Source organism: Streptomyces kebangsaanensis (genome assembly GCF_001906585.1).
Classification (GTDB): Bacteria; Actinomycetota; Actinomycetes; order Streptomycetales; family Streptomycetaceae; genus Streptomyces; species Streptomyces kebangsaanensis.
On sequence record NZ_JUJA01000156.1, the window covers coordinates 153473 to 165637 of the forward strand.

The window sequence follows — 12165 nt, forward strand, 5'->3', positions numbered from 1 at the left end:
GGAGCCGTACCGCCGTCTCACCGGCCGGCCGCTGCGCGACCTCGTGGAAGAAGATCACGCCGAAGGCCGCCACGAACGCCAGCACCAGCCCGGACAGGCCGCGGTGCGTCAACCGCCGTACGGGGTCGACGACCATGGCGTGCCACTCGCCGCGCAGGGTCCGTACGGCGAACCGCGCGCACCGGGCCGTGACGTCACGGGCCCGCACCGGGCCGCCGTCCTGAGAGCCGCTCGGGTGACACGTCCCCTCCCCTGTTCCCCGCCCACCGTGCACAACCGTAGGGACCGTAAACCGGACCGGCGCGTTCCCCCCGGGCCGCGCGGCCCCGCGCACGGCGGCGGTCCGCGGCGGCGGGTTCGGGCCGGGGGTCGTCCCGCGGCATCCTGTCGGCCGCCGGGACGACGGCGGTGACGAGTCCGGCGGGGTGCTCGTGCCCGGGCCGCCGGTGCCGGCGGCGGGCACGTCGCGGATGCCGCCGCGGCCCCGGGGCGCGGCCCGGGGGCCGTCGGTCAGACGGCGCGCTGCTGGCAGGGAACGCAGCAGCGGGCGTACGGCAGGATCTCCAGCCGTTCCACCGGGATGGGCTTGGCGCAGTGCTCGCAGCTTCCGTACGAACCGCCGTCCAGTCGGCCGAAAGCGGCCTCGATGTCCTTCAGCGCCTGCTTCAGGGCGCTCTTCTGCGCGCTCAGGAGGTCGTCGGCCTCCTGGCCGCCGTTGGCGGTCTCCTCGACGGCCCGCAGCTGTGCGAGGCGGGAGTTGCGCTCGTGTTCCAGGCGCTGCCGGGCCTCGTGCGCGCTCATGCGCTCGGCCGCGGAGGCACTACGGGTGGTCTCCCACGACATCGGCATACGGTCCCTTCCGACAGAGAGCCGGTGACGAGGGGGGGCCGCGGTGACGTGCGGCCCCCCTCCTGACCCTCCAGAATGGCCCGGCGCGAAGGCCGCGGCCATCGGTCGCAGCACCCATTTCCGGTGGGCGGCGGGGTGCACCGCCCACCGGAACGGGTGCGTCAGACCTGCGCGCCCTGTGCGGGGCGGCGGGCCGCCGGCTTGCGGCGCTGCGGGCGGCTCGGGGTGCTCCCCCACCGGCTGTTGAACTCGATGGCGAGCGGGGTCGCGGTGAGCACCGAGGAGTAGGTGCCGACCACCAGGCCGATGAGCAGCGCGAGCGCGAAGTCGGTCAGCGAGTCCCCGCCGAACACCGCCAGGGAGGCGAGGATCAGCAGCGCGCCCATGCCCGTGTTGACGGTGCGGGGCACGGTCTGCAGGATCGCCTTGTTGCAGACCTCGGGCAGGGGCGCCTTGCGGTCCCGCCGGACCAGCTCCCGGATGCGGTCGAAGACGACGACCGAGTCGTTGACGGAGTAACCGATGACGGTGAGCAGGGACGCCAGGAACACGCCGTCGATGGGCTTGCCCAGCCACGCGAAGACGCCGACGAGGATGAGCACGTCGTGCGCGAGCGTGGCGACCGCGGCGGAGCCGAACAGCCAGCGGAAGCGGGCGGCGAGGTACAGCAGCTGGGCGCCGAGGGCCACGGAGAGGGCGATGAGGGCGTTGCGGCGCAGCTCATCGCCGATGCTCGGGCCGATCAGCTCGTCGCGGACCTTCTCCGTCTCGCCGCCGAGGGTGCCGATGGTGTCGGCGACCTTGGCCGCCTCGGCGTTGGTCAGCTCCTCGGTGCGCACGGACAGTCCGCTGTCGCCGGAGGACTGCACGACCATGCCGGGGAAGCCGGCGTCGGCGAGGGCGGTGCGGGCCCGTTCGGGGTCCACGGGGGTGCTGGTGCTGTACTCGATCATCCGGCCGCCGGTGAACTCCAGACCGAAGTTCAGGCCCCGGACCGCGATGCCCGTCCCGGCGAGCACGAGCACGACCGCGGAGACGGCCAGCCAGCGGCGCGGGCTCTTCATCAGCTGCGGGTCGCGCCGCACGAGGAAGTCGCGCACCCGGCCGGTGGTCGCGAGGCCCGTGAACAGGGGGCGGCGGCGCACCGACCGGCGGGACACGGCGAACTCGGCGAGCACCCGGGTGATCACCAGGGCGCTGATCATGGAGGCGATGACACCGATGGCGAGGGTGACGGCGAAGCCGCGCACCGGGCCGGTGGACAGGAAGAACAGCAGTCCGGCCGCGATCAGCGTGGTGACGTTGGAGTCGGCGATCGCGCTGAAGGCGTTGCGGAAGCCGGCGGTGAGGGCCGAGCGCGTGCTGGGCCGGTGCATGCCGGCGTACTCCTCGCGGGCGCGTTCGAAGACGAGCACGTTGGCGTCCACGGCCATGCCGATCGCCAGCACGAAACCGGCCAGGCCCGGCAGGGTCAGGGTGGCGCCGAGGCCGGCCAGGGCGGCGTAGGAGATCACGCCGTAGCAAGCCAGGGCCACGGTCGCGAGGAAGCCGGTGAGCCGGTAGACGGTGATGATGAACAGCGCGGTCAGGATGGTGCCGATCACCGCGGCCCAGGCGGTGGCCTCGATGGCGGTGGCGCCCAGGGTCGGGCCGACGGTGTGCTGTTCGACGGTCTCGACCGGCACGGGCAGGGCGCCGCCGTTGATCAGCAGGGCCAGCTCGCGGGCCTCGGCGTCGCTGAAGGAGCCGGTGATCTGCGTGGAGCCGCCGGGGATGCCCGTGCCGCAGGCGACCGACGGGTCGACCTGCGGGGAGGAGATGATCCGGTCGTCGAGCACGATGGCGACGCGGCGCGCGGGGTCGCCCACCGGCTTGCAGGCGGCCTCACCGGTCAGCTTGGTCCAGCCGCCGCGTCCGGTCTTGTCGAAGTCGATGGTGACGTGCCAGCCCGCGCCCATCTCCTGGTCGAAGCGGGCGTCGGCGCCCTTGACGTCCTTGCCGGTCAGGGCGGTCTTCGCCAGGCGCAGCTTCTGCCCCGACTCGTCGGGGAGGAGGAGTTCCTTCGACTCCCCGGGCTTGGGCTTGGCGGTGTCCTCGGTGGCGTCGGCCACGCCGAGCACCGGGTGGAAGGTCAGCTGGGCGGTGCGGCCGAGCACGTCGGCCGCCTTCTTCGGGTCCTGTACGCCGGGCAGCTCGACGATGATCCGGTTGCTGCCCGAGCGGACGAGGGTCGGCTCGGCCACACCGAGCGCGTCGACCCGGCCGCGGAGCACCTCCAGGGTGCGGTCGGTGGCCGCGCGGTCGGCCTTGGTGGTCGGGGTGGAGCGGGTCTCCAGGACGATCTGGGTGCCGCCCCGCAGGTCGAGTCCGAGACGGACCGGAACGGTGACGGTGATGTAGACGGACAGGGCGATCACGATGAGGGCGAACAACGTCCTCACCTTGTTTGAACGGATCAAGAAAGGCCTCCGGCGGGCACACCGCGACCACGGCCTGCGCGGTCACGGCGGTTCGAACGGCGAACGGAACAGAGCGTCATGCCGTAGGCCCTGGCGTCACGTCCCCGCCTACCGCCCTCCGGGCGGACGACGGCAGTGTGACGACAGGACCTGGCCGCCGGGCGGCGCCCGTCCCCCGACCCGGACCACGTGCCCCACCGGACACGGCACGTACCCGCCCACCGGCGCCACGCGCCTGCTGGGGGGCGCGGCCACCATCGCCTCCTGCACGGCCGTCACCGGCTGCGCGTGCTGGGGCGGACGCTCCCCGTGCGCCTCCTGCCGGGTCCCGCTCTGCGTGGAGCACACGGCACCGCACTGGTCGTCGGCCCGGGGAGCACCGCCGGGAGGGTCCCCCCGGCCGGTGTCCCCGCCCGTGTCCACGGGGCCGGGGTGCCGCGGGGCGCGGTGGTCGGGGGCGGTGGGCGCCCCGGGGTGGTGGTCCGTGTGTGCCGGGGCGGGCAGGCCGTCCGTGACGCCGTGTGCGGCGGACACCACTGCCGCGGGGTACGGGGACGGGCTGCCCGTGAAGAGGGCGAGGAGGGCGAGGAGCACCGCCGACAGGAGGACCAGGGGACGGCTGGGGGCGCCACGTGGAGCGTGGTGCATGCAGCGTTCCCCTTCCTGTGGGTGCGGGTGTCGGACCCGGGGTCCCGACCGGGGAGTGGACAGCCGGGACCCCAGGTGGTCGTGGAGTGCGGTCAGGGTTCGATCAGACCGGCGCGGATGGCGTAGCGGGTGAGGTCGAGACGGTCGCGCAGACCGAGCTTCTGCAGCAGGTTGGCACGGTGCCGCTGCACGGTCTTGACGCTGATGAAGAGGATCTCACCGATCTCCTTCGAGGAGTGCCCCTCCGCCACCAGCTTCAGGACCTCCTCCTCGCGCGGTGTCAGGACCTGGTCCGGGGTCTCCTCGCCGTGGCGGACCCGGTCGAGGTAGTTGCGGATCAGCGCGGTCACCGCCCCGGGGTAGAGGAAGGGCTCGTCGCGCATCGCGGCCCGGCAGGCGGCGACCAGGTCCTGGTCGGCGACGGACTTCAGCACGTATCCGCTGGCCCCGGCCTTCAGCGCCTGGAAGAAGTACTGCTCGTTGTCGTGCATCGTGAGCATCAGGACGCGCAGGTCCGGCTTGAGCGCCACCAGCTCGCGGGCGGCCTGCAGACCGGTCAGGCGGGGCATCGCGATGTCCAGCACCGCGAGGTCCACGTCGTGGGCGCGGGCCATCTCGATGGCCTCGGCGCCGTCACCGGCCTCGGCGACCACCTCCAGGTCCGGTTCCCGGTCGAGGATCAGCCGCACCCCCCGCCGTACCAGGGCGTGGTCGTCGGCGAGCAGGATACGGATCTTGGTCGGGTCGGACATGATCAGGGCTGCTTCCTGGGGACGGGCGCGGTCAGCCGGACCTGGGTTCCGGCCACAGGGGCGGGGGCGATGTCGAGGCCGGCCCCGATGAGCAGGGCCCGCTCACGCATGCCGCGGATTCCGGCGCCTTCGCACGCGGCCTTGATGCCGCGTCCGTCGTCGGTGATGGCCAGCTCCACGGCGCCGTCGGTGCGCCGCAGGCTGACCACGATCCGCTCGGCGTCCGCGTGCCGGGCCACGTTGGTCAGGCTCTCCTGTGCGACACGGTAGAGGACGAGCTCGGTCTCCGGCTCCAGGGAGGGCAGATCGGTGTCGAAGCGCCGTATCACCTGCAGCCCGGTGTGGGCGGCGAAATCGCTGGTCAGCGAGGTCAGCGCGGCGATCAGACCCAGGTCGTCCAGAACTCCCGGCCGCAGCCGGCGCACCAGTCGGCGGACCTCGTCCAGGCTGCCCCGGGTGATCTCCTGCGCCTGCTGCAGCTCGTCGCGCAGCGGCGGCTGGGCCTCGTCCGCGGCCCGCTTGAGCGCCAGCAGGATCGCGGTCATGCTCTGGCCCACCTCGTCGTGCAGTTCCTGCGCGATACGGCGCCGCTCGGCCTCCTGGGCGAGCAGCACCCGCGCGCTGCTCGTGGCCCGCTCCTGCTCCAGCCGGTCCAGCATCGCGTTGAACGTGCTGATCAGCTCGGCGACCTCACCGCCGCCGGACACCGGCAGCCGCTGACCGGGGCGCAGCAGGTCCACCGTGGTCATCAGCTTCGTCAGCCGGTCCAGCGGGGCGAGCCCCCACCGCAGCAGGGCGGCGTTGGCGACCAGCATGACGGCCAGGCCGACCACCAGGATGACCGCCTCGGTCAGCACCACCGGCACCGAGACGGTCACCGGGGCCCACAGCAGCAGCGCGGTGGCCGAGCCCAGCACCACGGCGTTGAGCCCGAAGATCCGCCAGAACAGGGACACCAGGGTCACGCCTCCTTCCGTGATGCGGTCTGCCTCCACTGTCGGGCATCGCGCACCCCGGACGAGCTGCGGCCCCTGGAACCCGCCGGAGAGGACGGGCCCCGGTCCCGACCGGGCCACCCGCCAGTGTGCCGCCGCCGGCCGCCGGAGTCGATGGGGCACGGTCCCCATTTGGCGGGGCGCGGCCTACCCATGCCCCCACCGAGTGGACTCCCCGACCACCCGCAAATGGGTCCTGGGCCCGATGGGAAACCGCGGCCCGGTCGTCCAGGGTTGGGATGTGACCGACCCCCGTCCCCCCATGCGGACCACGCGGTCCACGCGGCCCCTGCGGACCACGCGGGCCGTGCGGACCATACAGACAGAAAGGCACTGACGATGTCGCTCGACGCCGCCCGGACCGAACCCCGCCTTGAGCGCGTGGCAGCCGAGGAGGCCCGCCAACGCCTGGAGCACGCCCGCGGGACCCGGCTGGTGCAGCTGGAGGCCCTCGGCGAGAGCGGGCAGACGGCGGACGACCACCTGATGTCCTCCCAGCGGGAAGCCATCGAGGGCGTCCTGAAGGAGATCGACGAGGCGTTCGCCCGTATCGAGGACGGCACCTACGGAACCTGCCTGGGCTGCGGCAAGCCGGTCCCCGCGGAGCGCCTGGAGATCCTGCCCTACACGGGTCACTGCGTCTCCTGCCGGCGCCGTACCGCCTGATCCCCGCCCGCCCTGCCCTCGTCTCCCGCCCTGCCCAAGGGGTGAAGTGGTGAACCACCAGATCATCGGCGACCGCGCCACGCACCTGACGTCCGAGGACCTCGCCGCGCTCCGCGAGAACCTCGACGAGCAGCGGCTGTTCCGCCAGGAGCAGTTGCAGCAGATCTCGGCCGTCGCGGTATCCCGCGCGGACGCGGTGCTCCAGCGGCAGGCCGCCTCGCAGGTGGAGGTCCGCGTCAAGCTCGCGGCCTCCGCCCGCATGGTCCTCGCCGACGTCGAGGCCGCTCTGGCACGCATGGACGAGGGCAGCTACGGCACCTGCCACCTGTGCCGGCGTCCCGTCGAACGGGAACGTCTGGCGATCGTGCCGCAGGCCCGCTACTGCGCGCGCTGCCAACAGGTCAGGGAGGCCGGACGGTGACCATGACCCAGCGTTCGCGCGCCGCCGCCTCCGCCGCCACCCGGCACCGGCCGTGGCCGCTGGGCCGGCAGGGCTGCGGCGTCGCCCTCGACATGGGCAGCGCCCGCACCCGCGCCTGGGTCGCCGGCCGGGGACTGGTCATCGACGTCCCCACGGTGACCTTCCCCGGCGCCGGCGCGGTGTACCCGATCCAGCGCGGCACGATCATCGACACCGAGGGCACCGCCCGGATGCTCGAGCGCCTGCTCGGCCACCGGCTGCCCCGCTTCACCCGCCCGCTGGTCGTCGTCACCGCTCCCGTGCTGGACGGCGTCGCCTACCGCAACGAGGCCCGTACGGCGGTGGAGGTGCTGCGGCCGCGCGGCGTACTCACCATCCCCAGCGCCCGGGCCGTGGCACTGGCCGCGGGCGCGGACCTGTCGCGTCCGCTGCTCGTGGTGGACATCGGCGCCCATCTCACCGAGGTGGTGCTGCTGTCCGAGGGCGCCGTCGTCGACGCGCGCCGCACCGCGCTGGGCACCACCGACCTCGACACCGCCTCACCGCTGCAGATCTGCGACGCGGTGGCCACCATGGTGACCGCGATGCTGCGGCAGGACCGTACGTCGCTCACCATCGACGCCCTGCGCCGGGGCGCGCTGCTGGCCGGCGGGGGCGCGCTGCGCCCCGAGATCACCTACCACCTCACCGGCAGGCTGCACGCACCCCTCCGGGCCGTGGCGGCGCCGCACACCGCCGCCGTCCGCGGCGCCGCCACACTCCTGCGGTCCGTCCGCGACCATCCCTCGGAGACGGATTCCGCCCCCTCCGAGTCCTAGGTTCCAGGAAGGAGAGACACACCATGTCCGGCGGCCTTCCCCGGTCACAGCCGCCCTCCGAAAACCTGCCCTCCGAAGACCCGGCCCCCGAAGAGCTCTCGCGCGTCAAGCTGTGGCGCCTGCGGCGCAACCCGTTGCGCCGCCGCACCGACCTGCTGCAGGCGTGGGTCGGCCTCGGTCTGCTGCTGGCCGTGCTGGCCGCCGTGCCCGCGGCCGTGTTCCTCGCCGGTGACGCCGCCTTCCGTCACTACGCGCGGACGGCCGAGCACCAGGAACGGACGCGGTGGCAGACCACCGCGGTCCTCGTCCACGACTCCCCCCGCCACCCCGAGCCGGGCTCGGAGGAGGCGAAGCGGACCCGCTACCCGGTCCGGGTGCGCTTCACCGACCCGGGCGGCCGTACCCGCACCGCGCAGGCCGACGTCCACCCCGGCCTGTCCGCCGGCAGCAGCGTCGACGTGTGGGCGGACACGGAGGGGCGGATCACCGAGCCGCCCATGACCGACGACCAGATCCGCAGCCGCAGCATGGGCTGGGCGATCATCGCCGCCCTGGCCGTCTGTGCCGTCGGCGCGGCCGTGTACGGTCTCACCGCCCTGATGCTCCGCCGCCGCAACCTCTCCGCCTGGGCCGCGGCCTGGTCCCGTACGGCCCCCCGCTGGACGACGTTCCGTTAGCCCCCGCTCTCCGTACCACCGCCACCCAGGTTTGACGGGGCCCCGTCACGCCCCGGCATGGAACACCCACCGAACATTGCCGGAAACCGGCAATGCGCGAGTCGCATGTCCACGGGCAGAATGTCGCACGGGGAGCACCGCGGACGGTTCCGGTGCCGGACACCGGCAGATGTCCGGCACCGGAACCGGCAGGGGGGAACGTCCGCCGCCCGGTGTGCCGCAGACGGAACGAGGGGGAACATCCCGCGGCGCACCACCCGCTCGCACGGCGCCCGCACGGCGCGCCGGTCACCGCAGGGTTCCGGCCCCGGCCACCCCGGGCTCGCCCTTACTCACCGTCCCTCACCATCAAGGACGTATGCCATGGATGTCATCGGCGCACTCGCCGCGGCCTGCCTGATCGCCGTACTCCTCGTACTGCTCGCCTTCTCGCGGCTGTTCCGGAAGGTGGAGCAGGGCAAGGCCCTGATCGTCTCCAAGATGCGCAAGGTCGACGTGACCTTCACCGGGCAGATCGTCCTGCCGGTGCTGCACAAGGCCGAGGTGATGGACATCTCGGTGAAGGCCATCGAGATCACGCGCACCGGCCGCGAGGGGCTCATCTGCCGGGACAACATCCGCGCCGACATCCGCATCACGTTCTTCGTCCGGGTCAACAAGACCGCCCAGGACGTCGTCAAGGTCGCCCAGGCCGTCGGCACCGCCCGCGCCAGCGACCGGGACACGCTGCAGGAGCTGTTCCACGCCAAGTTCTCCGAGGCGCTGAAGACCGTCGGCAAGCAGCTGGACTTCACCGACCTCTACACCAAGCGCGAGGAACTGCGGTACCGGATCATCGAGGTCATCGGTGTCGACCTCAACGGCTACCACCTCGAGGACGCGGCGATCGACTACCTGGAGCAGACGCCGCTGAACCAGCTCGACCCCGGCAACGTCCTCGACGCCCAGGGCATCCGCAAGATCACCGAGCTGACCGCCGTGGAGCACGTGCGCACCAACGAGGCCCAGCGCACCGAGGAGAAGGAGATCACCCGGCAGAACGTCGACGCGCGCGAGGCCATCCTGGAGCTGGAGCGCCGGCAGACGGACGCCGAGATCAAGCAGAGGCGGGAGATCGAGACCGCCCGCGCCCGCGAGGAGGCCGAGACCGCCCGCGTGGTGGAGGAGGAGCGGCTGCGCGCACAGAGCGCCTTCCTGCGCACCGAGGAACAGCTCGGCGTCCAGCGTGAGAACCAGGCCCGTGAGGTCGCCGTCGCCGCGAAGAACCGCGAGCGGGTCATCGCCATCGAGAACGAGCGCATCGAGAAGGACCGCCTCCTGGAGGTCATCGCCCGGGAGCGGGAGACCCAGCTGACCCGGATCGCCGCCGACAAGGAGGTCGAGGCGGAGAAGCGGGAGATCGCCGAGGTCGTGCGCGAGCGGGTCGCCGTGGACCGTACGGTCGCCGAGCAGGAGGAGTCCATCAAGAAGCTGCGCGCCGTGGAGGAGGCGGAGCGCGAGCGCCAGGCCGTCATCATCGCCGCCGAGGCCGAGGCGCAGGAGAAGCTGGTCAAGGACATCAAGGCCGCCGAGGCCGCCGAGCAGGCCGCCACCCACCGCGCGGCCGAGGAACTCACCCTGGCCGAGGCCCGGTTGAAGACCGCCGACCTGGACGCCCGCGCCAAGCTGCGTCTGGCCGAGGCCGTCCAGGCCGAGGCCGCCGCCGAGGGGCTGGCCGCCGTGAAGGTCCGCGAGCAGGAGGCCGAGGTCATCGAGAAGGCCGGCCGCGCCGAGGCCGAGGCGCTGCAGGCCCGGCTGCGTGCGGAGGCGGAGGGCGCCCAGGCCAAGGCGCTGGCCGAGGCGCAGGGCACCGAGGCCCGGCTGCGTGCGGAGGCGGAGGGTGCCCAGGCCAAGGCGCTGGCCGAGGCCGCGGCGATCGGCGAGAAGCTGAAGGCCGAGGCGGCGGGCCTGACCGAGAAGGCGGCGGCGATGGCCGCCCTGGACGAGGCGTCCCGCGAGCACGAGGAGTACCGGCTGCGGCTGCAGGCGGAGAAGGAGATCCGGCTGGCCGGCCTGGAGGTGCAGCGGCAGGTCGCCGAGGCGCAGGCCACGGTGCTGGCGACCGGCCTGGAGAACGCCGACATCGACATCGTCGGCGGCGAGTCGGTCTTCTTCGACCGGCTGATGGGCGCCATCTCGCTCGGCAAGGGCGTCGACGGCTTCGTCGAGAACTCCCGGACCGCGCAGGCGCTGGCGGCGCCCTGGCTGGACGGCTCGTCGAGCTTCACCGACGACCTCGGCCGGATCCTCGGCCAGGTCGGCTCGGCCGACGTCAGGAACCTGACCGTCTCCGCGCTGCTGATGAAGCTGATGAAGGACGGCGGCGGCAACGCCGGGCAGCTGCAGCAGCTCCTCGACCGCGCGGGCGAGCTGGGCCTGGCCGACACCCCGCTCACCGCCCTCAACGGCACCGCCAGGGTCTGACGGCCGGATGGTCCCGGAGCCGTCGCCAGGGACGGCGGCTCCGGCCCGCACGTTTTCGTGAAGGGACGCACCACCCGTGACTCCGCTCCCCTCCTGAAGGAGGGGCTTCCAGCCCGAAGGCTGCGGGCCGGCCCGCACCGGTTCCTCACGGAACGCGCGGGCGCCACCAGAAACCAGGGAAGCGATTCCCCCACCGGCCGCGGCCGGCGGTTCCCTCGCTAGGAGACAGATGGCAACCGCCCTGGAGACGGGTTCGTACGACTCCGTGGACACCGGGACGTACGAGGTACTGCGCGACCGGCTCACCGCGCAGGCCGCCGAACTCGCCCGCGGCGCCGAGCTGCTCAACGCCCGCCGGGCCGAGGAGTTCGGGGCCACGCGCCTGGACCTGACCGGCACCGGCCGGCTGCGCACCGAGCACCCCAGCGTGCCCCGGGACGTCGTCGCCGTCGGCGACCACCTGCTGTTCGGCTACAACGGCACCCGGCCCGAGCCCGAGGTGGGCGACGTCCTCGCCCTGCACGACCGGGAGCTGAACCGGCTGCCCGAGGACGCGGTGCCCGGACTCCTCGACGACCCCGCCTTCGTACGGGAGTTCGCGGCCCTGCACCGCTACTACCGGCAGGCCCGCCTGCTGAGCCTGCGCCGTGTGGACGGCCGGCTGCTGGCCGTGTTCCGCACCGGTGAGAAGGCCGACGACACCCGGGTGCTGCGCTGGACGCTCACCGCCGACGGCCGGGCGGCGTTCCTGGACGCGCGCGGCGAACGCGACCACGTGCTGCCGCCCGCCCACGACTTCGCGTGGACCGAGGCGGGCCGCGAGGACCACGTGCTGGGCCGGCACCCGCACGTCTCGGTGCGCGGCGAGATCCACGTCTCCACCGTCGGCGGCAACCTCACCCTCAAGACCGAGAACGACACCGAGACCGGCGAGGGCATCCACAGCGAACCGGTGGACGAGCCCCTGCAGTCCCTCGCCGACGCCGACATCGCGCACGCGCGCGTGGGCGCGCTGATCCTGCTGCGCGTCCGCCCCTACAAGGAGGAGACCAACCGCTACCTGGTCTTCAACACCCTCACCCGGGCCGTCCTCCGCCTCGACGGCATCGGGCAGGCCTGCCGCCGCCTGCCCGACGACCAGGGCATCGTCTTCCCCGGCGGCTACTGCCTGGCCACCGGCGCCCACAAGACGTACGAACTGGACACCTCCGGCCTGGAGTTCGAGCGCGAGGTGCGCTCGCCGTACGGCGAGGACGTGCTGTACGCCTTCCACGCGCGCGCGGAGGGGCGCAGCCTGCTGCTGTCGTACAACACCATCCGCGAGGAGGTCGCCACCCCGCTGTCCTGCCAGGGCTGGGCCCTGTTCGACGACGGCACGCTGACGGCGCTGCGCACCGACCCCTCGGCGGGCCCCGCC

Annotated in this window: 10 protein-coding genes and 2 pseudogenes; 6 read left to right on the forward strand and 6 right to left on the reverse strand. The window is 73.1% G+C overall.

Annotation, left to right across the window (positions count from 1 at the left end; translation table 11 throughout):
- The 6 genes and pseudogenes from RH94_RS44740 to RH94_RS27005 all read right to left on the reverse strand — a co-directional run.
- Positions 1–208, reverse strand: a pseudogene (locus tag RH94_RS44740) (hypothetical protein); the annotation flags it as partial.
- Between the two features lie 302 nt (positions 209–510).
- Positions 511–843: a TraR/DksA family transcriptional regulator gene (locus RH94_RS26985; RefSeq protein ID WP_073950764.1), complete on the reverse strand. Its 333-nt coding sequence runs from the start codon at positions 841–843 to the stop codon at positions 511–513.
- Positions 844–1010: 167 nt separating this feature from the next.
- Positions 1011–3308 (reverse strand): protein translocase subunit SecD, encoded by a 2298-nt coding sequence (gene secD / locus RH94_RS26990; RefSeq protein WP_073950765.1) that lies wholly within the window; start codon positions 3306–3308, stop codon positions 1011–1013.
- A 108-nt stretch (positions 3309–3416) separates the two neighbouring features.
- Positions 3417–3956: a hypothetical protein gene (locus RH94_RS26995; protein WP_073950766.1), complete on the reverse strand. Its 540-nt coding sequence runs from the start codon at positions 3954–3956 to the stop codon at positions 3417–3419.
- Between the two features lie 92 nt (positions 3957–4048).
- A complete protein-coding gene (locus tag RH94_RS27000; protein WP_073950767.1) occupies positions 4049–4708 on the reverse strand; it encodes a response regulator in 660 nt (219 codons plus the stop codon).
- Positions 4709–4710: 2 nt separating this feature from the next.
- Positions 4711–5664: a HAMP domain-containing sensor histidine kinase gene (locus RH94_RS27005; RefSeq protein WP_073950794.1), complete on the reverse strand. Its 954-nt coding sequence runs from the start codon at positions 5662–5664 to the stop codon at positions 4711–4713.
- 378 nt (positions 5665–6042) lie between these two features.
- Here RH94_RS27005 and RH94_RS27010 point away from each other — a divergent pair, with 378 nt between their 5' ends.
- The 6 genes and pseudogenes from RH94_RS27010 to RH94_RS44745 form a co-directional block, all read left to right on the forward strand.
- Positions 6043–6369: a TraR/DksA family transcriptional regulator gene (locus RH94_RS27010; RefSeq protein ID WP_073950768.1), complete on the forward strand. Its 327-nt coding sequence runs from the start codon at positions 6043–6045 to the stop codon at positions 6367–6369.
- 46 nt (positions 6370–6415) lie between these two features.
- Positions 6416–6790 carry a TraR/DksA family transcriptional regulator gene (locus RH94_RS27015; RefSeq protein ID WP_073950769.1) on the forward strand — a complete coding sequence of 125 codons (375 nt, stop codon included), beginning with the start codon at positions 6416–6418 and terminating at the stop codon, positions 6788–6790.
- 2 nt (positions 6791–6792) lie between these two features.
- Positions 6793–7608: a rod shape-determining protein gene (locus tag RH94_RS27020; RefSeq protein ID WP_073950796.1), complete on the forward strand. Its 816-nt coding sequence runs from the start codon at positions 6793–6795 to the stop codon at positions 7606–7608.
- A gap of 23 nt (positions 7609–7631) precedes the next feature.
- Complete coding sequence (locus RH94_RS27025) at positions 7632–8285, forward strand: Rv1733c family protein (protein ID WP_073950770.1); 654 nt, start codon at positions 7632–7634, stop codon at positions 8283–8285.
- Positions 8286–8648: 363 nt separating this feature from the next.
- Positions 8649–10748 (forward strand): flotillin family protein, encoded by a 2100-nt coding sequence (locus RH94_RS27030; protein ID WP_073950771.1) that lies wholly within the window; start codon positions 8649–8651, stop codon positions 10746–10748.
- A 229-nt stretch (positions 10749–10977) separates the two neighbouring features.
- Positions 10978–12165: pseudogene (locus RH94_RS44745) on the forward strand (DNA repair ATPase); the annotation flags it as partial.

Excerpts from the sequence above, each read along its gene's own strand:
- RH94_RS26985 (WP_073950764.1), bottom strand. The coding sequence starts at position 843 with ATGTCGTGGGAGACCACCCGTAGTGCCTCCGCGGCCGAGCGCATGAGC.
- RH94_RS26995 (WP_073950766.1), bottom strand. The coding sequence starts at position 3,956 with ATGCACCACGCTCCACGTGGCGCCCCCAGCCGTCCCCTGGTCCTCCTG.
- RH94_RS27000 (WP_073950767.1), bottom strand. The coding sequence starts at position 4,708 with ATGTCCGACCCGACCAAGATCCGTATCCTGCTCGCCGACGACCACGCC.
- RH94_RS27010 (WP_073950768.1), top strand. The coding sequence starts at position 6,043 with ATGTCGCTCGACGCCGCCCGGACCGAACCCCGCCTTGAGCGCGTGGCA.
- RH94_RS27020 (WP_073950796.1), top strand. The coding sequence starts at position 6,793 with ATGACCCAGCGTTCGCGCGCCGCCGCCTCCGCCGCCACCCGGCACCGG.
- RH94_RS27025 (WP_073950770.1), top strand. The coding sequence starts at position 7,632 with ATGTCCGGCGGCCTTCCCCGGTCACAGCCGCCCTCCGAAAACCTGCCC.
- RH94_RS27030 (WP_073950771.1), top strand. The coding sequence starts at position 8,649 with ATGGATGTCATCGGCGCACTCGCCGCGGCCTGCCTGATCGCCGTACTC.